Genomic DNA, 20,443 nt, shown 5'->3' with positions numbered 1-20,443 from the left:
AGGTATTTGTTGCTTGTGACCAGTACGTTCATTATTTGGTGACGGGGGTATCCCCGGTGGCTCCGAAGTAGGCGCGGGTGACTTGCCGGACGACCCAGAGGCCGCTGGAGGGACGGAATATGCCCAAGCGCAGGGCGTCCACCCCCGAATAGTCGAGCGGCACCGGCGAATCTCCGGGAGCCCCGAAGTAGAGCCGGGAAAGGCCCTGGATCACCCAGAGCCCGGAGGAAGGCCGGAAGATCGCCGGGTAGGTGCTGCCGTCCCCGGAGTAATCTCCGGGGACGGGAATGTCCCCGTAGGTGCCCAGCCACCGGGAACCCATCCCCCGGATCATCCAGCCGCCGGTCAAGGGCCGGTAGACGGCGGCTTCGGCTCTGCCGTCGCCGTTGTAATCCCCCGGGAGAGGGACGTCCATGCGTTTGCCGTGGTAGAAGTGGCTGAGGTTCCGGACGCTCCAGGCGGCGGTATCGGGCCGGAAAACGGCGATGTCGGTTTTGCCGTCCCCGTTGTAATCGGCGGGAACGGCCTTGTCGCCCAGAATTCCGTAGTAGGCGGCGGTGACGCCGCGGACGGCCCAGAGGCCGGTGGAGGGCCGGAAAACGGCGATGTCGGCGGTGCCGTCGCCGTCGTAGTCGCCGGAGACCGGGAGGTCGCCGGCCGCGCCGTAGTATACGTTCGAAAATCCCCGGATGCTCCACTTGCCCCGGTAGGACCGCAGCACCGCGATATCGGATTTCCCGTTGCCGCTGTAGTCGCCGTCGACGATTCCGGCGGCGGAGCTGATCGGGGTAAAGGTGCGGGAGAGCACCCGGCGGGATTTGAGCACCCCGGGGCAGAAAGCCCCGGTGTAATTGTTGGTTTCGGGGAAATCGGACTGGAGGTTCCAGCGCCCGTTGCAGTCGGTAAGCTGAAAGTCGATACCGTTGCCGTCGGAGAAGCCGACGACCGGGTAGAAACCGGCGAAGATGTTGCCGTCGCCGTAGTTGATCTGGAAACTGCCGTCGCGGTTGAGAATGAGTTCGGCCTGGATGGCGATGGTGGGAAGCCCGGGCTGGATGGCGTTCCAGCGGATGGTGACGTTGTCGGTCTGCTCGTCGATGTAGATGTCCCGGCCCGTGTCGGCCGTGGAAAGGTCGATCCAGAAGGGAGCGATCATGCGGGTGGAGCGCAGGGTGTCGATATCGGCGTTCCAGAGACAGGTCCCGGCGGAGAAGGATATGTAGCCGTTGGAAGACACCCAGATATTGTTGTAGGGGCGCCGGTAGAAGGGGAAGGTGAAGGGCAGCGCGTACTGCCAGAGCGCCTCGTCCGCTTTCCAGTTTTGGGCGGTGCCCCCTCCCGTAAAATCGTTCTCGAACCGCCTCACACTGTAGGAGCGCCGCTGGGTCGAGGGCTGGAATTCGGCGTATTGAGCGTCGATCCCCACCCGGCTGGCGCCGTAGGCGATGCGCATGTAGCCCCGGTCGGGACCGGGGGAGATTCCGGTGCTGTAGCTCATGGGCTCGCCCCAGCCGGTTCCGAAGCTGTTGCGGAGGAACCAGACCCCGTGGTCGCCCTGGGAATCGTCCCAGCCGTACAGGACCACGGCCTGGACCGCTTCCGGTTCACGGATGTCGTAGTCGAAAATCCCCCCCGAATAGCCGCTGAAATAAATATCGGCGCCCAGCATGACCGAGACCGGGCCGGTTTCGTAGATGGCGCGCTTGATATCCTCGACCCGGGGCTCGGGGTCGCTGAGGTCGCCGTCGTCTCCCACCAGGAGAAAACTGTCCAGCCGGCCGACCTTGAGGTAAGGGTAGTTGGTGGAACAGGGAAGGACGTCGGTGTCGGCGTAGAAAAACTCGGATTCGGGGACGATCCCGGCTTCGCCGTCGAGGGCCGGCTGGTCGCAGAGAAACTGGTAGCAGAAGTAGGCGTCGTGGCTGGGGATGCAGTCGTACCCCAGGGTGTTGCACTCGATGATCCACTGTTCGGAGATATCCAGATCGAGGCCGTAGCTCATCTTGAAGAGAGATTCGACCACCCCCCCCATGGCGAAGGCCCAGCCGCCGGCGCAGACGTACCCCTGGTCCCGGACCGGGGTCAGGGCGTCGTAGTCCGCCCAGCTGAAGGCGGTCGGCAAGGGAGCGGCGGTACGGGGAGGAAGGGCCCGGGGCAGTCTGTCCTTGGCCGAGCGGTCCGGGGTGAACCAGGCGTCGGAGTTGAGGTGAGGATCCCAGTCCACGGTGAATCCGTAGCCCTGCGCCGCGATCTCCTGGCGCATTTCTTCCAAAAGCGCCTGGTCCTCCGGGGTGGGCCCCGCCGCCTCCGCTCGCGGCAACGGGGCGGATACGGCAAAGATCGCGAAGGCGCAAACCAGCATGAATACAGGCTTCCTGACCAAGGTTGTCATCTAACCCCCCTGTGGCGGTATGGAGCTTTTAGTCGTCAAATTATAGTACCATTCCCAGGGGCTCCCGAGCAACAAAATTTAGGCCCTAGGCCAGGGAAATCCGCCCCCGGAGGTGAACGGTTCCGCCGCAGACGATCAGGAAGCCGCGCACCCCGCCCGCTTCCAGCAGGTAGTCGCCCGTTCGGGGGTTGCGGGCCCGATCTTCCCGGGCGACGCGGTTGGCCAGCGACGTGGCGCCGGCGTCGGCCCAGATGGGGTCGTCGGCCACCACCGTGACCGAATCGGCGTTCCCGAAGCTGATCGAGCGGCCCCAGCGTCCCGAGGAAGTGGCTATGCCGATTCCTCCGGGGGCCGGGGGCACCGCCAACGTCAGTTTCCCCGCCAGGGGGTGGCCCGGGCCGGGAAGAATCTCCACGAAACGCCCGCGGGCGGAGCGGATGAAGAGGTCGCCGCCGTTTTCGACGATCGCTTCCGTTCCCGGCAGGGCTTGTCCCACCGCTTCGGCCACGGCGCCCGCCACCGCCGCCATGGGGCCCAGGTTGAACCGGGCCGCGGCCTCGGCCATGCGCCGCAAGGGGGCGGGGACGGCTCCGGCCGGGAACCAGGGGAGAAAGGTGGATCCGAACCGGGGCTCCCGGGCCGTGAACTCCTTGAGCCCTCTCCGGATCCGGGACAGAGCCGCCGCCGCTTCCCGGGAATAATCGCGCTCCGCCGCCACCCGCAGGTCGGATTCCCCCTCCCTTACTTCGAAAATAGTCAGGTCTCCGGCGCCGGTTTTCGTACGGTACTCCAGAGTGCCGACGGTTCGTTTCACCGGGAAACCTTGAATTTGGCCGAACAGTACGGGCAGGTTCCTTCCCGGGCGGCTCTGGGCACTTCGAAGACCTTGCCGCACTTCCAGCATTTAACCTCCATGCTCCCCGGCAGGGGTTCGGTCGAGCGCGGGCCCTGTCCGGAACCCGGGGACCCGGCCTCTGCCCGGGCCCCGGTTCCGATTTCGTCATAAAGGCAACAGAGGGGTTCGAGTGCTTCGAACGTTTTGGGGCCGATGCCGTAAACGTCCATCAGTTCTTCCAGCCGCCGGAAACCGCTGTGCTTTTCCCGGTACTGGATGATGCGTTCGGCCTTGACCTTCCCGATCCCCGGAAGGCTTTCCAGTTCGGCCTGGGTGGCGGTGTTGATGTTGACCTTGGCCCACGCCGCTGCGGCCGTAAACGCGATGACCAGGACGAGGAACGTTCGTCCCGGTCCCCTCCCCTTCATGGTCCCGGGACCGGGTTCGCTTGCGGAGAAAGGGCCCGGGTTCGTTCCAACTCGCGGCGGCTGCCGTCGAAATCGCGCAGGAGAAAGTACACGCGGCCCAACCGGCGGTGGATTTCCGGGTCGTCCGGCTCCAGGGCGGCGGCCGCCTCCAGGCAATCGGCCGCGGCCCGAAAAAGGTCGCGGTGCCCGTAGGTTATGCCCAGCTCGTAGTAAACGTCGGCCAGCTCGCACCGGGCGGCCAGGTACCCGGAGTCCCTCGCCAGCGCCTTGTTATAGCAGTCTATCCGGGTATAGGAGCATCGGGGGGCGGCCAGGGCCTGATTGCGCCAGAACACCGCCACGTCCATGTCCACCCGGCGTTCCAGGTACTGGCCCGAGCTGAACCCCAGCAGCTGCAGGAGAAAATTGACCAGAAAGAAACTCGAGGTGAAGCCGTTCACCCCCGTTCGCCTCCCCTCCCGTTTCCGCCGAACCCGCCGTTCCGGTCCCCATCCCGCGGCGGCCATGACTCCGCCCGGGCCTGTCCGCGGCGCGCGGGATTACTGCACGGCGGTTTTGGTCTCCGCCAGGCGCTTGCTCAGAAAGCCACCGGTCAGGGCATCGATGTTGGCGGTCAGACGGGCGATCTGCAGCTGCATGTCGATCCGGCTGGCGGTGTCGGTCGGAGGGGAAAAGAGCATATCGATCTGGGACCGGCGCCGGTCGAAGAAGTAGGTGTTGACTTCCTCCATCACGTCCTGGCGAAGCTCGACCAGTTCCCGCGCCTCCTTGCTGATCCGGGTCTGCTCCTCGCTGTAGAGGAAGTCGCGCAGGTCCCATTCCAGCATGACCCCCCACTCCTTGGTGTTGCCGTCCTCCTCGTAGGTGCCGATGTAGTCGCGGGTCCCTCCCGACTCTCCGTAGGCGTCCCGGGTCGACGCCGCCTGGCCGCTGCGGTTGGTGTACTCCTGGGTCATGGACCATTCCGGGACCGGCCAGCCGCTGCTGCCGGCCTGGCCGTAGCCGTCGTTGGTCCCCTGCTCGGAAGAGCTCATGACCTCGTAGTCGTAGGAGTACTCGAAGGAGATGCTGTCCTCGCTACCGGTCGAGATTTCGTCGGTCCAATCGTCGTAGACGTTGTACCGGTAGCTCACCCGGGGAAGAAAGGCGCGGAATTTTGCCCCCTGTCTCCAGCTTTCGATCTTGTCCGGATGGACCTCGGCGAACCTCATGGCCGCTTCCTGGATCTCGTTGTAGGTGGGCTCGTCGGCGAACAGGGCGTTGAGGTCGTCCAGAGTCTCCACCGGAGGCGGCTGGGTCACGATCTCCTGGCTGATGCTGAGGCTCAAGAGGATCGTCAAGAGCACGACTCCCGCCGTGATCGGCAGTGCGCTTCTTGGGGTCATGGCACCCTCCTTCTCGCTATTTGAAAATGCCGCATTGGGTTAATTGTTTCTCAATAGACCGGGAGTTCCGGGTACTGAGCACGTCTCTCCTTGATCGTGGCCGTGAAGAATCCCCCGGTGAGGGCGTCGAGGCTGGCGTCGAGCTGCTGCAGGCGCAGGAGCATGTCCAGCTTGGAGTAGGAGTCGGCCGGCGGGTTCATGATCATGTCGATCCGGGCGGCCTTGCGGTCGAAGTAGTACATGGTCACCTGCTCCAGGATGTCCTGGCGCAGTTCCACCAGGTCGCGGGCTTCCCGGCTGATGTAGAGTTGCTGCCTCTCGAAGAGGAAATCGCCCAGGTACCAGTCGAGCTGGAACTTCCAGGCCTTGGAGTTGCGGTCCCGGGCTCCGTCGCGGGTGCGGTGCTCGTCGCGGGAGGAGGTGCCCTCGTAATCCTGGTAGGACTGATACGCCGAGGACTCGTCGTAGGTGGAGTAGGAGTCGAACCATTCGTAGGTATCGGGCCATCCCAGGCTGGTGGAGGGGTAGAAACCCTCCGTGTACTCGTCTCCCCGGCTGCTGCTGACTTCGGAGTTGCCGCCGTAGGCGGTGTAGAAGTCGTATTCCCGGGAATAGGAATCATAGCTGTCGGTGGCCGTATCGTTATCCACCCGGTAGGTGTACTGGACCTGGACCTCGGGGAGAAACGCGCGGAAGCGGGCGCCTTCCCGCCAGTCCTCGATCATCTCGGGGTGAACTTCTCCCCAGCGGGAGGCGGCATCCTGGACCTCGACGCAGCTGGGCTCGGCGGCGAAGTACGGTTCCAGGTCCTCGAGCCCCCTGACCTCTTCGGCCGATTTCAGCTGGATGGACTCTTCCCGGGCGGATATACGCAGCACCTTGTAGATGGAGATCTTGGGTTCGCCCTGGTCGATCTTCTCCAGGGTGATGAGAGCGTCCTTGGTCCCGTCCCCGTTCAGATCGACCTCCGTGGGCACGCCCACTTCGAGGGTCAGGTCCTGGGGTTCGGAGCGCAGTTCGATCTTGACCGTCTTGGCCTGCGGATCGACGTTGAGGATGGTCAGGGTGTGGCGCTCGGTGCCCCCGAAACTGAACTCGCAGTTGCCGGTAAGGTAGGCTTTGCCGTCGCCTTCGACGTCGACCGTGGCGGGGCTTTCTCCCCGGAAGACATGGTCGTCGGTCAGCATCCAGATCGTTTCCGGGGCGAGCGGGTCGAAGAGGACGCGGTCCGCCCCCCGGTACTTGAGCCCGTAGGTCAGGCGCCGCCATTGGCTGCCGCCATTCATGGTGCCGAAGACACCGTCCCAGCTGGCCATGAGGACAGTGTTGGAATCGGTGGGGTCGATGGCCAGGTCGCGGGCGCCGTAGCTTCCCAGGCCCATGCCCGAGGCGGTGTCCCAGGTGGAACCGGCGTCGTGGCTGACGTAGATGCCGTTCTGGGTTCCGGCATAGACGATGTTGGGGTTGGCGGGGGCGAAGGCGACGGCCCCGATGTTCTGGGCTCCGGACGAGGGGTTGTTGAAGACCTTTTCCCAGCTGTCGCCCCCGTCCGTGCTCTTGAAGATGCCGTCCCCCTGGGTCCCGGCGAGGATGACGCTGGAGTCGAAGGGATGCACGGCGACGGCGGTGACGACGTCGTTGCTGAGGCTGCCCAGCGCCCGGGTCCAGCTGACGCCTCCGTCTTTGGATATTCCGACCCCGACCAGGGTCCCCAGCAGGATGATGTCGGGGTTGGAGGGGTCGATGGTGATGCAGAGACTGCATCCCTGGCGGGGGTTGGCGCCGGTGTAGATCGATTCCCAGGTCTGTCCCCCGTCCGGCGACCGGTAGACCCCGTCGAAGGTGGTGGCGAAGACATGGTCCGGATTGGCGGGGTTGACGGCCAGGTCGGTTACCCCGGTGAGATACCCGCCTTCGATCGCGGGGGTGGACTGGGCTCCCGGTTCCGGGGCGGAGGCGCCGGCCTCTTCGGACTGGAATTCTTCCGTCGCCGCCATCTCCTCCTGGTCCTCGGCCTGCCCCTGGGCGGCCTCGGCCTGTTCCAGCTGCGCCTTGAGGTTGTTGTATTCCCCCTCGGCGTTGGTGTATTGCGACTTGGCCGAGTCCACCGCCTTGGACAGGGTTTCGCCTTCGGCCTCGTGGGTCTTGAGGTAATCGACCAGGGTGTCTTTGCGCTCGGCCCCGTTGTCGGGGACGCTCAGGGAACGTTCGGAGAGCCAGTTGGCCAGTTCGTCGTACATGGGCTGTTCCACGAAGCCGCTGTCGTCTTCGGGAATCCCGTCCACCTCGGAGATGGTGAGCTCGTCCGGGGTCCATTCCATGTAGGCGTCCTCGGCCTGGGCGAGGGCGTCCTGGGTTTCCGTCATTTTCTGCAGCGCCGTCTCCACCTGGCCGGCCAGTTCGGCCGTCGAGCTAGTGCCCGACCCTCCCGTTCCGGAAGGAGCGCTTTCGCGGCCGCGCGGGGCTCTTTCGGCTTCCTTCGGAGCGCTTTCCTCCGCCTGGCCGGCGGGGGCGGACGCCTGGGCGGCGTCCGCTCCGATGTCGGTCAAAACCTGGATGGCTTCATCCGAAAGCACGTCGGAGATATCGATCTTGTCGTCGCGGAAGCTGTAGAGCTGGTTCCAGGTCTGGCCGCCGTCGGTGCTGCCGAGCACGGCCTGATCCGTGCCGACGTAGAGTATCTGGGGATCGAGGGGGTTGACGGCCAGGGCCCGGAGGTCGTCCTTGAGGTTGGTATACTTCATCTCCCAGGTCGAGGGGAGCGGGGAAGTGAAACCGCCCAAGGCGAACAAGAGGAAGACGAGAACACCCGCCGTGAATACACCCGAGGCCAGCGAAATGCTCCTGGCTCTGGTCATGAGCAACCTCCTTCTTGGATGATTGACAGGTAGATTCAGCCCCTATAGTATTTCCGGCCAGCGTCATGGTCAACATAAAATCTGACCGGAGAAAACGATTAAGCACTCCCGACTCTCCGTCCCCGCCGCCGCCGCCCTCGCCCTGATCGTGGTGGCCGGCGGGTCGATCTATCTTCCGGCCCTCCGCTACCCGCTGCTCTGGGACGACGTGCGGGTGGTCCGGGACAACAGCCTGCTGCGCGGAGCGGAATCTCCCCTGCTCTACTTTCAACCGGACTTCTGGCGCTGGCGCGTGCCGATCTCCCGCAACGACTACCGCCCGCTCCAGATGCTTGCGCTCAGCGTCCCCGCGTGGTGGGGGGGGGCCGATCCGGCTCCCTACCGGTGCGCCAACATCCTCGTCAACGCTCTGGCCACCGTTGCCGTGTTTCTGCTCGCCTTCCGCGTGGGGGGGAGCGCCGTCGCCGCCCTGGTCGCCGCCGCCCTCTACGCCGTTCATCCCGCCCACGTGGAAGCCGTGGTCAACCCCCGCAACATTTCCGAGCTGCTGCCCTCGCTGTTCATGACTCTGGTGCTGGCCGGCCTGCTTTCCGCCCGACCGCCCGGGGCGTTGCGGATCGCCGGTCTCTCGCTGATCTATGCCGCCGCGCTGCTGACCAAGGAGACGGCCCTGATCCTCCCCCCCCTGGTCGTGTTCACGGTCCTTCTCCGCGCCGGTTGGAAGCGCGCCTGGCGCCTCAGTCTCCCCTTCTGGGGCCTCGCCCTGGTCTCGGGGGCGTGGAAGGCGGTAATGCTTAAATCCGCGGGCCTGCCCCGGCCGGGAAATCTGGTCGATTACCCTCCGGACATGGTCCGGCTCTGGGCGCGCTATCTGCAGCTGTTGATTTTTCCGGTCCGCCTGAAGACGCTCTACAGCTTCAGGCTGCCGGTTTACTGGGGGGGCTGGCTCTGGTTGCTGCCGTTGTTGGGTGCGGTCGCCTTCCTGCTGGCGCTGGGCCGGGTCCGCCGCCGCCGCGGCATTTTCTGGGCGGGGGCCGGGTTGACGATCAGCCTGCTGCCGGCCTTGAGCAAGGTGGCCCAGGCCGGGCGGACCGTGGCCGAACAGCGGCTGTATTTTCCCTCGGTCTTCGGATGCATTCTGGCGGGCCTTTTCCTGGCTCCGCTTCTTTCCGGGGGGACGTGCCGGCGCCGGCGTTGGGCCGGGACGGTCCTGGGAATCGTGCTGGTCGCGTTGACTTTGGGGAGCGTCGACTATCTCTGGGCCTGGAAAAGCGAATTCAATCTCTGGCTTCGCGCCAGCATCTATTCGCCCCGGGCTTCCCTGGCCTACAACAACCTGGCCATCGCGTACCATGTCCGGGGGGACGACCGGGCCGCGATCGGCGCCCTGCGGGAAGCCCTGACCATCAACCCCCGGCACTGCGAGGCCCACAACAACCTGGGCGTGTTTTATCGCAACCGGGGGGCGTTGAAGAAAGCCGTCCGCCATTTCGAGCAAAGTCTTTCCGCGGACCCTCTCTACCACGTCGCCTCCCTCAATCTGGCCGAAACCTACCTGCGCATGGGCCGGATCGAAGAGGCGGAGACGATCATCCGTTCGGTCGTCGCCGCCAACCCCTGGGTCCCCGAAGCCTATAACGCCCTGGGCATTGCGTTGGAGCGGGAAGCGCGGTTTCCCGAAGCCGCCGAAGCCTACCGGAAGGCGGGGGAGATCAACCGCGAGTACGCGGTGCCTCTGCGCAATCTGGCCCTGTTGCTTCAGGAACGGGGTCGGTTTCCCGAAGCGCTGGCGGCCGCCGAAGAAGCGTTGCGCCGCGCGCCCCGGCATCCGACCGGGTTCGCGGTCCTGGCCCGCCTCTATGTCGGCCGGGGGTTGTTCGCCGAAGCCCGAAGCACCTTGCGGCGCGGACTGCGGCTCAACCCCGGCGAGACGAAACTGAAAACTCAGCTCCTGGCCCTGCCGCCGCCCACGCCCGGCCCCGGCGGCCCGGTTCCTTAATTGCCGCCGGAGCTGATCTCGTCCTTGACGTCTTCCACCGCCGACTCCACGTCCCCGATGCGGTCGGTGTCGTTTTTGATGTCCTCGACGATGCTGATGACCTGATCGAGCAGATCGCGGTTGTCCCGGATGTCCTGGAGGGAGTCGTCGATATTGCCGATATCGCTGGTGTTGTTGTCGATCTCGTCGACGGTGTTGAGCATCTCGGGAATGTCCTGGGTGTTGTCCTCGATACGGGCCAGGAGCCCCTCGAAGTCGAGAATCGTCTCCGAATTCGAACGGATGTCGTCGATCTCGTCGGACAGATTGGGTATCTCCGAGGTGTCCGCGCGTACCCCCTTGATCTCCTCGGTGAAAGCGGCGTTGGACTCCGCGACCTGAGCCAGTTTCTGCAGGATCAGCTGCTGCTGGTTGAGGATCAGCTCCTGTTGGCGCAACAGCTTCAGTTCCAGGTCGGTGGGCTTCGAGGGGAGATCCTCTTCTATCCGCAGCCGGGAAGAATCCAGTTCCGGGTCCGTTTCCGGGACGGAGGCGCCGGCCAGGGCGCGGAAGACGTCCAGGGCCTGCCGGTTCAGAGCCGCGGCCTGGTCCGCGCGGCCCGCCGCTTCGGCGGCGGTCGCTTCCCGCAGGAGCCGGTACCCGTCTTCGGGGGCGGCCGGTTCGGCCCGGACCGTTCCGACCGCGGACATCAACAACAGCAACAACGCCCCTGAACCCAATCTTTTCATTTCCCTCTCCGGGTTTAGGCTTGGGCCGCCCTAACGGCCCCGGTTCTGACGCAGACAATATATAGATTTGTCGGGAGAAGAAGCAAAGATTTTCCCTCCCCCGATGGAGACCAGGAGCGGTTCCTTGCGGGCCAGCGTCTGCTCCCACCTCCCCCGGCCGTCTTCCAGGCCGAAGGCGACCAGGGTTCCGTCGTCGCAGCCGGCCAACCCCGCGTCAGCGCCGGCGGCCAGGCTCCGGGCCATGCCCCGGGTCTCGAGCCGCCATTTCTCTTCGCCGTCCCCCCCCCGGAGACAGCGGATGGTGTGGTCGCTGCAGGCGAGGACGAGATCGTTGTGAACGATCATCGGCGGAGAAACCAGGAGCGCTTTGAGGTCCTTCTCCCAAACCTTCGTTCCCGCGGAAACGGTCAGGCAGTACATGGTCCCCGTCACGGTCCCGAAAAAAACCCCGCCCCGCGCCGCCGCCGGGGCGACCCGGATCGCGCCCGATGCCTTGAAACGCCAGAGCAGGGAGCCGTCGCCGAGGTCGAGGCAGTAAAGGTTGGCGTCGCTGGATCCGGCCAGGACCCTCCCCGCGGTGATGACCGGGGAAGCTTCCACCGGTCCCTCCGTTTTGACTTCCCACAGGTGTTTCCCCCGCTGAGCTTCCAGGCAGTAGATCTTGAAATCGCCGCTGCCCGCGACCAGGCGGTCTCCTTCCAGGGCGGGTGTGGCGTGGATGACCTTGGGAAACCGCCGGCTCCACAGCTTGCGCCCGTTCTCCAGGGCGTAACAGGCGATGGTCCCCCGCTCCTCGACCATGGACACGATCTGGTCGGCGCCGCCGGAAAACATCCCCCCGCTTTTAACGGTTTCCGTCCACTGTTCGCGGCGGGAGCAGGCGGCGTAGATCCGGCCCTCCGCCGCCACCGGGGCCGCGGCGTAGTACCCGGAGGACTTCCGGTCCCAGATCCGGTGACCGTCTTCGGCCGAAAAACAGGTCAGCCGTCCATGCTCGTCCCCCACCACCAGCCGGTCGCCGAGAACCGAGGGAGGGGTGAAAAAAGCGTAGCGCCCCGAATAGCGCCACGCCAGAACCGGGTCGGTGGGAACCCCCCCCTCCCCTCCGCCGTGGTCGGACCCTCCCCCCTGTTGCCTCCAGGCCGGGGCGCCGGCCGGCTCCGGGCCGGTTCCGGCCGCCTGAAGAAAAAGCAGGGCCGCCGCCAGGGTCCGGATCATCGATCCCACCTCCCGGCGATGCCGAACCCGGCGTATCCGCCCGGACCCGCGCCCCACTCCACTTCGACCGAGTCCACGCGGGCGCCGGCCGGCCCCCGCCGGGCCCAGGCCGCGAGCTCTTCCAGGGCCGGGCGGGGGCCTTCGGCCAGAACCTCCACGCCGCCGTCGGGGAGGTTGCGGACCCGGCCGGCCAGCCCCAACCCGGTTCCCACCTCGACGGTGGAAGCCCGGAAAAACACCCCCTGGACCCGCCCCCGCACCAGGATCCGGATCCGGGTTTCCCCCGAGGACTTCATTGCCGGACCCCGCCGGCGCCCGCCGCGGTCGGCCCCTCAGAATTTCCCATAGAATTTTTCCCGGGGGTACTTCAGCCGGTTCAGCCTCATCTTCCGGGTGACCGCCCGGCTGAGATCGATGTCGAGGGAATTGGCCAGGCTGAGAACGTAGGCGGCTATGTCCGCCACTTCCCGGCAGACTTCCTCGTAGCGTTCGGGGGTCTGGCCGATCAACCGGGATTCCTCGACCGTGTTCCACTGAAAAAGCTCCATGAGCTCGGCCGCTTCGATGGCGATGGACATGCTCAGGTTCTTGGGGGAATGAAACTGTCCCCAGTCGCGTTCTTCCACGAATTGCGAAACCACCTTCCGCAGATCGGCCACGGTCGTATCCCGGTCATGGAGGTCGGGGGTTTCGTCCGGTGCCGGCGCATCGGAGGGAGGGAGACCGTGGCGTCTCTGGAGCCGGTCGCGGATGACGAGGTCGGCGGCCGCCAGGTCGTAGGCGTCCAGTTCCCGGGTTTCGACCCAACGGAACCCGTGCACGTCGATCGCCGAGGGTTCCCCGCGCCGATAGGCGCAGTTGTAGGCCAGCATCATGATATGCTTGGCCGTCCCGTCGGGCCGGCTGTAGGTGTGGGAACTGACGCAGAAGATATCCCCGACGTCGATCTCGAAGCCGAGCTCTTCGCGGATCTCCCGGCGCAGGGCGGTGGGCGGATCCTCGGTGAACTCGATCTTTCCTCCCGGGAATTCCCACTTCAGGGGTTCGAGTCGCGAATCGGGCTTGCGCTGGGCGATCAGAAAACGGTTTCCCTTCCAGATGATCCCGCAGGTAACCAGGGTGATGGGGGCGCTCATGGTTCTCTCCCTCTTTACATGGACGAACGGTATGCTATCATAGCCGCCTTCGGGGAAACAACCGCGACCGGCGGCCGGGCCATGAACAGGCATTTCCTTTCGACATACTTCGGTTTCGCAGAACGCCGCACCGATCTCCGTACCGAAATCGGGGCCGGCATCACCACCTTCACCACGTTGGCCTACATCATCTTCGTGCAGCCGGCGGTGCTTTCGGGGAAAATGTTCGGCTTCGATTCGGGGTTGGATTTCGGGGCGGTCATGACCGCCACCTGTCTTTCCGGGGCCCTGGCCACCCTCCTCATGGGGGTTCTGGCCAACTACCCGATCGCCCAGGCCCCGGGGATGGGGGAGAATTTTTTCTTCGTTCTCACCGTGGTGGCCGAGGCGGGCACGCTGGCGGCGGTCCGCGCCGGAGAAACCACGGCCTGGCAGGTCGCTCTGGGGGTGGTGTTCATCTCCGGCGTCATCTTCCTCATCCTCTCGCTCTGCCGGGTGCGCCGCGTCGTCATCGAGGCGGTCAGCCCCAGTCTCCGCAACGGGATCGCCGTGGGGATCGGAATCTTCATCGCATTCATCGGACTGCAGAACGCCAAGATCGTGGTCGCCGACCCCGGAACCCTGATCGGTCTCAACCCCCGCCTCCACTCTCTGCAGATGCTGGTCTTCGGTTTCGTTTTCCTGGTCACGCTGGCGCTGATGACGCGCCGAGTGCGGGGAGCCATCCTCTGGGGGATTCTCTCCGGCCTGGCCCTGTCCCTGATTTTGGGCCGCACCCGGTTCAGCGGGGCCGTGGTCGCCCCTCCCCCTTCCCTCTCCCCCACCTTTCTGAAGTTCGACCTCGTTCACGCCCTCAGCCCCCACATGTGGTCCTTCATCGTCATCTTCCTGTTCATGGACGTGTTCGATACGCTGGGGACCCTGATCGGCGTCAGCGAACAGGCCGGGTTCATCAAGGATAACCGTCTGCCTCGCGCCGACCGGGCCCTGGTCTCGGACGCGGTCGGGACCGTGGTGGGGGCGGCGATGGGAACCAGCACGGTCACCTCCTTCATCGAAAGCATTACCGGGGTGGCTTACGGAGGGAGGACGGGTTTTACCAGCGTGGTCACGGCCGGTTGTTTTCTCGCCGCGCTTTTTTTCAGCCCGGTGGTGGGCATGGTCACCCAGGATCACGCCCTCACCGCTCCGGCCTTGATCGTGGTGGGGGCGATGATGATCCGCAACGTCCGCAAAGTGCAATGGGACGACCTGACCGAGGGGCTCCCCGCTTTTCTGGTCATGGTGGGTATCCCCCTCTGCTACAGCATCGCCGACGGGATCGCCTGGGGGTTCGTCTCCTACCCCGCGATCAAGCTCCTGGCCGGCCGGGGACGGGAGGTGCATTGGCCGCTCTATCCGGTGGCCGGACTTTTCCTGGCCAAATACCTTATTTTCTGAAAGCCGGGTTTTTCAGTTCCGAGCCCGTTTGACGGCCGCCGCCATCTCCCGGGCCCCTTCCCGTTCCCTGATCGTCTCCCGCTTGTCGTAGGCTTTCTTCCCCCGGGCCACAGCCAATTCCACCTTGACCCGGCCCCGGCTGAGATAGAGGGAAAGGGGGATCAGCGTGTGTCCCTTGATCGCGGTCTGGCCGATCAGTTTCCTGATTTCCCGCTTATGCAGAAGGAGTTTGCGCGGGCGCAGTTCCGGGGGGTTGAAGACGCTCCCATGGTCGTAGGGGGTGATATGCATCCCTTCCAGGAACACTTCCTCGTTCTCGACGCGGGCGTAACTTTCGGCCAGGCTCCCGCGCCCGGCGCGCAGGGATTTCACCTCCGAGCCCTCAAGGACGATGCCGGCCTCCGACGTTTCCAGGATCAGGTAGTCGCGACGGGCCTTGCGGTTGGTGATCAGGACTCGTCCCTTCACGTCCCGGTCCTTCCGGGGCTCAGGGCGGAGGCCCCCAGCCCTTCTCCAGGCTGGTGACGACGAGGATGAACCGCTCCAGCTTGATCCTTTCCTGGTTCCAGCCTTTGCGCTTGACCGTGATCTTGGGCTGGACCACTCTCCCCACTATGGTGACCTGATCCCCCGGCTGAAGGCTTGGGAGCAAGGCCGCCACCGGGGAACTCTTGCGCACGTAGCAGGGCATCCCCGACCGTCCGGCGGTAAAATGAAGGTAGTCCCGGGCGGAATATCCCGCTTCGGCCATGGCCGTCGGCACCGGGGTTTTGCGGGCGGTGAAGATGTCTTTCACGGTGATGGTGGCGTTTCGGTAAGGCCAGGGGTCGCTCCTCAGGGCCGCGGGATCGACGACCGGTTGAGCCGCCGCCGCCGCCGCCGTCAGGAGCGCGAACGCGCAAACCAGGGTTTTCATGGCACGCCTCCCGGGGTTGTGCTGCCGCCCGAGTTCGGGCTGAGATGACTTGTTCTTTAATAAGCATACCGAAGCGGAAGCGGCGGGAACAAGCGGCATTTTCGCAAGGAGCGCCGCGGCCGCCCGATTGGGCCTTGACAGCACCCGCCCGTTTTCGTAGTCTTTGCGCCGGTTGAGCCGAAGTGGCGGAATTGGCAGACGCGCATGGTTCAGGACCATGTGGGGGTAACTCCATGGGGGTTCGAGTCCCCCCTTCGGCAGGGCCCGGCAGCGCGGGTCAGGCGCCGGCTTCAAACGCCGCCTCGGTGGGGCCATCCTCGCTTCCGTACTCCACTCCCTTTCGGAATCGGATCCCGAAAAACGCCGAGTAGAGGATCGGCACGAAACCGAGGGTGAGAACGGTGGCGAAAAGGAGGCCGCCGATGATGGTCCAGGCCATCGATTCCCAGAGCGGCCCTCCCTGAAGCGCCAGCGGCAGGAGGCCTCCCAGCGTGGTGATGGTGGTGAGCAGAATGGGGCGCAGCCGTTTCTGGCCGGAGAGGACGATGGCGTCCTGGGGAGCCCTCCCCGCTTCGATTTCGAGGTTGATCCGGTCGATGAGTACGATGGCGTTGTTGATCACGATCCCGGCCAGGCTCACCATCCCCAGCATGGACATGAACCCGAATTCGCTGCCGGTCAGGAAGAGACCGAGGACGGCCCCGATCAGACCCATGGGGATGGTGCAGAAAATGATCAGGGTCTTGCGGAAGGAGTTGAACTGCCAGACCAGGAGCATGAGGATGATGAAAGACGAGATCGGCAGCTGCGCGAAGATCGATTGCGAGGCTTTCTCGTTCTCTTCGAACTCTCCTCCGTACTCGACGTCGTAGCCCGCGGGCCAGCCGGCGGCCAGCTCGTCGATTGCGGGCCTGACCTCTTTGAGCACGTCGGCGGCGGTCCGGCCGGAAACGTCGCATTTGACGGTCAGGGTTCTTTTGCGGTCGCGCCTCTCGATGGTGGAGACTTCGGAACGGAATTCGGGCAGGGCGATTTGAAGCAGGGGGATGCTCTGGCCTCCGGCCAGGGAATAAACGTTGAGCCCCTCGATCTTCCCCAGGTCGGTGCGGTTGGCCCGGGTCGAACGCAGTTCCACCGGGATGACCTGGTCGGCTTCCCGGTATTCGGTGGCGCGGTAACCGGCCAGCTGGGCCTGGAGCGAGACCGCGATATCCTGGCTGGTCAGCCCCGCCCTCCGGGCCCGGGCCTGGTCGATCCGGACGTAGAGCTTTTTAATGGCGGAACCCCAGCTGTCGCGCACCGAGACGGCGCCGGGAGTTTCACGCAAGGCGCTCTTGACTTCTCCCGCCAGGCGATAGAGGGTCCTGATCCCCCGGTCGCTGACGTCGTTTCCGCTGATTCTGATCTGGATCGGGGCTCCCACCATCGCTCCGGTTTCCAGTTTTTTAACCACCGGATTGACGGAGGGGATGGTTTCGATCATCATCCGGTAGACTCCGTCCATGAGCTCGTCCATGCCCTCGGTCGAGACGCAGTTGACCAGGAAGAAACCGTAGTTCTCGTTGCTCTGTTCCTGGTTGAGGGCCAGGTAGAAACGGGGGCTCGATTCGCCCACGTACATGGAGAAATTTTCCACTTCCTTGCGCCCGCTCAAATATTCTTCGACCGGGAGCATCTCCCGGTACGTCTCCGCGAGGTGGGTTCCTTCCGGCAGCCAGAAATCGACGACGAACTGGGGGCGGATCGACGGGGGGAAGAATATCTGGGGAATCGCTCCGAAAAGCTGCAGGCTCCCCGCGAACACGGCCAGGAGAACGGCTACGGCTACGGCCCGGTGGGTGAGGAGCCAGAGCAGGAAACCCCGATAACGCCGGTAGAACCCTTCCCCGAAACCGCGGGCCGAACCCGCCGTCGCCGGTTTCAGGAACCAGAGGCAGAAGAGGGGGATCATGGTCAGGGCCAGGACCCACGAGGAGACCAGGGACATGGTCACCACTTCGAAGAGGCTGGCGCAGTACTCTCCCACCGCGGATTCGGCCAGATAAATCGCCAGAAAGGCGGCGGCGGTGGTCAGCGTGGAGGTAAGAAGGGGGATCGCCAGTTCCCTTCCGGACGCTACGGCGGCCGCAAAACGCTCCTGGCCGGACCGGATGCGGACCATGATGTCTTCGCTCATGACGATGGCGTTGTCCACCAGCATCCCCAAGGCGATGATCAGCGAGGCGATCGATACCTGCTGAAGGCCGATCCCGAAGACCGACATGAGCAGGAACGTCACCACCATCGTCATGGGGATCAGGGTTCCGACCACCAGGCCGGTGCGCAGGCCCAGGAAGAGCAGCATGACCAGCACCACCGCCGCCACCCCCTCGATGAGGTTGATCATGAAATCGTTGATGGCCTCGGTCACGTATCGGGGTTGGAAGGCGGCGTAGCCGAATTCCATGCCCACGGGAAGGTCCGCCTCCGCCCGCCGCAGGAATTCGTCGATCCGGCGCCCCAAATCGACGATATTGCCTTCCTTGGTCATGTTCACGGCCAGAAGCACCGCCGGGACCCCGTTGAAATGAACGATGGTATCCGGCGGTTCCACGTAGCCGCGGGTCACCGAAGCGATATCCTTGAGGGCGATGAGGCTGTCCCCTCCCCCTCCGTGGGCGAGGCGGATGACGGTATCGCGCAGAGCGTCCACGTTCTCGTAGTTGCCGGTCGGTTCGACCACGATCTTGTCCGGCCCGATGTTGACGTAGCCCCCCGGGAGGACGATGTTTTCGGTCTGGAGGCTCTCGGCCAGCTGGAGCGGGCTGAATCCCAGTTCGGCCAGCCGGGCGTTGGAAAACTCGACGAAGATTCTCTCGTCCTGTTCCCCCACGATCTCGACCCGAGCCACGTCTTTGATCTGGAGAAGCTCCTTGCGCATGTTTTTGGCGGTTTCGTCGATCTCGGCCTGGGAGAACCCCTCGCCGGTCAGGGCGACCATGATTCCGAAGACGTCGCCGAAATCGTCTTTGACGTAGGGGCCGTCGATCCCCTCGGGAAGGGAGGCGCGGGAGTCGTCCACTTTGTCCCGGAGCTTGCGCCAGATCGGGCGCATATCGTCGTACTTTTCCTTGATGTTGACGAAGATCAGCGAAACCCCCGTCCGGGACTGGGACGATACGTTGTCCAGTTCGGGGATCTCCTGGATCTGCTGTTCGATCTTGTCGGTGACGAGTTGCTCCACCCGCTGCGGGGACGCTCCGGGAAAGTAGGTCGCGACCAGGGCCGTTCGTATGACGAAATCCGGATCCTCCGACTGGGGAAGGGAGAAATAGGCCGACACCCCCCCGATCAGGAGGACAAAAAGCACGACCACGGTCAGGCGGTTGCGTTGCAGGGCGAATTCGGTAAGGTTCATCGTCTTGCCGGCGTGTGCGGTCGGGGCCGGTCAGGGTTCGAGCCCGTCGCCGAGACGCACGCGCCGTCCTTCCTCCAGCCGGGATACCCCGGCGGTTACCACCCGTTCCCCTCCTTCGAGCCCGGAAGTCACTTCGACTCCCTCGGTGCAGAGCGTCCCCAGCGCGACCCTGCGCTTGTTCACTTTTCCGCCCTCCACCACCCAGACGTAATCGGCGCCGGTTTCCAGGTCGGAGAAAACGGCCGAGGTGGGGACCACGATTCCCTCCCCTTCCGGGAACTCGAAGAAGAAGGAAACCTCGGCCGCCATTCCCGGCCGCGCCCCGGCCGGGGGATCGAGGAGAACCACGGTGACCGGGTAGGTGCCCGTCATGTTGTCGAGGGCGATTTCCACTTCGCTGACGCTGCCGCGGAAGGTTTTCCCGGGAAAGCTTTCCAGGGCGACTTCCGCCCGGCGCCCGGGCTCGATTCGGGCGGCCAGGCTTTCCGGGACTCCCAGCCTGATCTTTATGGAGCGAGGATCGAGGATCCGCAGCACCGGCTGACCGGCGGTGACCGTCTCGTACTCCTCCACTTCCTTCCCGGATACGGAACCGGCGAACGGGGCCCTGAGTTCGGCGTAGGAAAGCTGGTTGCGGGCCTGCTCCAGCTGGGCTTCCAGGGCTTGCGTCTGGGCCCGGTCGGAATTGCGCTGAGCTTCGGCCTGATCGAGCGTGTCGCGGCTGATGTTGTTGTTTTCGTAGAGCCCCATGGCCCGCCGGTAGCTGTTCTCGGAGTTGCGGGCGGCGGCCCCCGCGCTTTCCAGGTTATGTTCCAGATTGCGGACGTCGAGACGGTAGTCGGTGTCGTCAAGCCGGGCGAGGACGGTCCCCTCGCCGACCTCGTCCCCGGCTTCGACCAGGATCTCCCGGATCTTCCCGCCCACCCGGAAGGCCAGCGTGGCTTCCCGCCCCGGACGGGCCACGCCGCTGAAGGAACGTTTCACGCCTTCGGCCGCGGGGGCGACCACCAGCGATTTCACCGGCCTGACGATCTCCGGGGGCTGTTCTTGCTTTTCCCCGCATCCCATCGTCCCCAGGCTGAGGCCGGCGGCCAGGGCCAGGAGCCGGCTTCCCTTTCGGGCGATCAGTCTGTTTGTTCCTCTCACCATCGCCTCCTTTCTCGGCGTGCGCTCCTCATGGGGCCGTTCCGGGGTGGGATTCCAGATAAGCGATCAGATCTCCGATGATGACTTCCGCCTCCTCCGGTTCGGCGGCGTACCGGATGAAGCCGATGCTGCGCTCCATCCGCACCAGGTCCGAAACCGCGGCGTAGAAGGAAGACACTTCCGTCGATTGAGAAGAGACGTATTCGGTCTGGGCGTCGAGCAGATCGATGATGGGCAGAGCGCCCCGTCGATACTTGTCCTCCACCAGGTCCAGGGTTTGACGGGCCAGCTCCCGCCGTTCCCGCTCCAGGTTCCAGGCGGTAAGGGAGGCGGCCAGGTCGAAGAACGCCGAGCGGATGGCCAGCCCCGTCGCCTCTTCCCGGAGGGAGAGGGCCTGTTCGGCCTTGCGCCGCGCGCTGCCGTTGCTGCCGTCACCGACATTCAAACGCAAGACTTGCGGGAGGCGCTGTAATGGCCCGCGTATTCGTTCCCAAGATTGCCACAGGCAACGACCTGCTCGAAGGCGGCGCGGCTGGCATCGTCCAGCGCCGCCCAGCCCTCGGTC

The 20,443-nt window shown here is 64.8% G+C and carries 17 protein-coding genes and 1 tRNA gene; 3 read left to right on the top strand and 15 right to left on the bottom strand.

What is annotated here, in order from left to right:
* Nucleotides 1-31 precede the first annotated feature (31 nt).
* The 6 genes from PLZ73_01225 to PLZ73_01200 all read right to left on the bottom strand — a co-directional run bounded on the left by PLZ73_01225 (nucleotide 32) and on the right by PLZ73_01200 (nucleotide 7,898).
* The gene (locus PLZ73_01225) at nucleotides 32-2,362 is read right to left on the bottom strand and encodes a C1 family peptidase (GenBank protein HOO76489.1); all 2,331 of its coding nucleotides are present in this window, start codon (nucleotides 2,360-2,362) and stop codon (nucleotides 32-34) included.
* Between the two features lie 115 nt (nucleotides 2,363-2,477).
* Complete coding sequence (locus PLZ73_01220; protein HOO76488.1) at nucleotides 2,478-3,206, bottom strand: UPF0280 family protein; 729 nt, start codon at nucleotides 3,204-3,206, stop codon at nucleotides 2,478-2,480.
* Nucleotides 3,203-3,655 (bottom strand): helix-hairpin-helix domain-containing protein, encoded by a 453-nt coding sequence (locus PLZ73_01215; GenBank protein ID HOO76487.1) that lies wholly within the window; start codon nucleotides 3,653-3,655, stop codon nucleotides 3,203-3,205. Before PLZ73_01215 ends, PLZ73_01220 begins: the two co-directional genes overlap by 4 nt.
* The gene (locus PLZ73_01210) at nucleotides 3,652-4,095 is read right to left on the bottom strand and encodes a tetratricopeptide repeat protein (GenBank protein HOO76486.1); all 444 of its coding nucleotides are present in this window, start codon (nucleotides 4,093-4,095) and stop codon (nucleotides 3,652-3,654) included. The genes PLZ73_01215 and PLZ73_01210 overlap by 4 nt, the downstream gene beginning before the upstream one ends.
* Nucleotides 4,096-4,194: 99 nt before the next feature.
* The gene (locus PLZ73_01205) at nucleotides 4,195-5,040 is read right to left on the bottom strand and encodes a hypothetical protein (protein ID HOO76485.1); all 846 of its coding nucleotides are present in this window, start codon (nucleotides 5,038-5,040) and stop codon (nucleotides 4,195-4,197) included.
* A 50-nt stretch (nucleotides 5,041-5,090) separates the two neighbouring features.
* On the bottom strand, nucleotides 5,091-7,898 hold the full coding sequence (locus PLZ73_01200; protein ID HOO76484.1) for a hypothetical protein: 2,808 nt from the start codon (nucleotides 7,896-7,898) through the stop codon (nucleotides 5,091-5,093).
* Between the two features lie 148 nt (nucleotides 7,899-8,046).
* Between PLZ73_01200 and PLZ73_01195 the strand changes: the two genes are divergently transcribed.
* Nucleotides 8,047-9,897: a tetratricopeptide repeat protein gene (locus PLZ73_01195; GenBank protein ID HOO76483.1), complete on the top strand. Its 1,851-nt coding sequence runs from the start codon at nucleotides 8,047-8,049 to the stop codon at nucleotides 9,895-9,897.
* On the opposite strand, the gene PLZ73_01190 is transcribed toward PLZ73_01195, so the two are convergent.
* From PLZ73_01190 to PLZ73_01175, 4 genes are read right to left on the bottom strand one after another with little or no spacing between them, the layout of a single operon-like run.
* On the bottom strand, nucleotides 9,894-10,625 hold the full coding sequence (locus PLZ73_01190; GenBank protein ID HOO76482.1) for a hypothetical protein: 732 nt from the start codon (nucleotides 10,623-10,625) through the stop codon (nucleotides 9,894-9,896). The genes PLZ73_01195 and PLZ73_01190 overlap by 4 nt on opposite strands.
* A gap of 30 nt (nucleotides 10,626-10,655) precedes the next feature.
* Complete coding sequence (locus PLZ73_01185; protein ID HOO76481.1) at nucleotides 10,656-11,843, bottom strand: PQQ-binding-like beta-propeller repeat protein; 1,188 nt, start codon at nucleotides 11,841-11,843, stop codon at nucleotides 10,656-10,658.
* Complete coding sequence (locus PLZ73_01180) at nucleotides 11,840-12,139, bottom strand: acylphosphatase (protein HOO76480.1); 300 nt, start codon at nucleotides 12,137-12,139, stop codon at nucleotides 11,840-11,842. The genes PLZ73_01185 and PLZ73_01180 overlap by 4 nt, the downstream gene beginning before the upstream one ends.
* A gap of 36 nt (nucleotides 12,140-12,175) precedes the next feature.
* Nucleotides 12,176-12,979 (bottom strand): NUDIX domain-containing protein, encoded by an 804-nt coding sequence (locus PLZ73_01175; protein HOO76479.1) that lies wholly within the window; start codon nucleotides 12,977-12,979, stop codon nucleotides 12,176-12,178.
* 81 nt (nucleotides 12,980-13,060) lie between these two features.
* On the opposite strand from PLZ73_01175, the gene PLZ73_01170 reads away from it, so the two are divergent.
* On the top strand, nucleotides 13,061-14,419 hold the full coding sequence (locus tag PLZ73_01170) for an NCS2 family permease (protein HOO76478.1): 1,359 nt from the start codon (nucleotides 13,061-13,063) through the stop codon (nucleotides 14,417-14,419).
* Between the two features lie 12 nt (nucleotides 14,420-14,431).
* Here PLZ73_01170 and smpB read toward each other — a convergent pair whose 3' ends face one another.
* Together smpB and PLZ73_01160 are read right to left on the bottom strand one after the other, a co-directional pair.
* Entirely contained in the window at nucleotides 14,432-14,887 is a 456-nt protein-coding gene (gene smpB / locus PLZ73_01165; GenBank protein ID HOO76477.1) for an SsrA-binding protein SmpB, read from the bottom strand.
* A gap of 19 nt (nucleotides 14,888-14,906) precedes the next feature.
* Nucleotides 14,907-15,335 carry a hypothetical protein gene (locus PLZ73_01160; protein ID HOO76476.1) on the bottom strand — a complete coding sequence of 143 codons (429 nt, stop codon included), beginning with the start codon at nucleotides 15,333-15,335 and terminating at the stop codon, nucleotides 14,907-14,909.
* 176 nt (nucleotides 15,336-15,511) lie between these two features.
* On the opposite strand from PLZ73_01160, the gene PLZ73_01155 reads away from it, so the two are divergent.
* Nucleotides 15,512-15,595, top strand: a tRNA-Leu gene (locus tag PLZ73_01155).
* A gap of 17 nt (nucleotides 15,596-15,612) precedes the next feature.
* Here the strand turns inward: PLZ73_01155 and PLZ73_01150 are convergent.
* The 3 genes from PLZ73_01150 to PLZ73_01140 are packed head-to-tail and all read right to left on the bottom strand — an operon-like array spanning nucleotide 15,613 to nucleotide 20,323.
* On the bottom strand, nucleotides 15,613-18,732 hold the full coding sequence (locus tag PLZ73_01150) for an efflux RND transporter permease subunit (GenBank protein ID HOO76475.1): 3,120 nt from the start codon (nucleotides 18,730-18,732) through the stop codon (nucleotides 15,613-15,615).
* A 30-nt stretch (nucleotides 18,733-18,762) separates the two neighbouring features.
* Complete coding sequence (locus PLZ73_01145; protein ID HOO76474.1) at nucleotides 18,763-19,878, bottom strand: efflux RND transporter periplasmic adaptor subunit; 1,116 nt, start codon at nucleotides 19,876-19,878, stop codon at nucleotides 18,763-18,765.
* Between the two features lie 28 nt (nucleotides 19,879-19,906).
* Complete coding sequence (locus PLZ73_01140; protein ID HOO76473.1) at nucleotides 19,907-20,323, bottom strand: TolC family protein; 417 nt, start codon at nucleotides 20,321-20,323, stop codon at nucleotides 19,907-19,909.
* Between the last annotated feature and the right edge of the window lie 120 nt (nucleotides 20,324-20,443).

The sequence above is a fragment of the bacterium genome (assembly GCA_035380285.1).
Classification (GTDB): Bacteria; Auribacterota; Erginobacteria; order Erginobacterales; family DAOSXE01; genus DAOSXE01.
The sequence above is the reverse complement of the archived record's forward strand: the minus strand, read 5'-3'. Positions and strand labels throughout refer to the sequence as shown.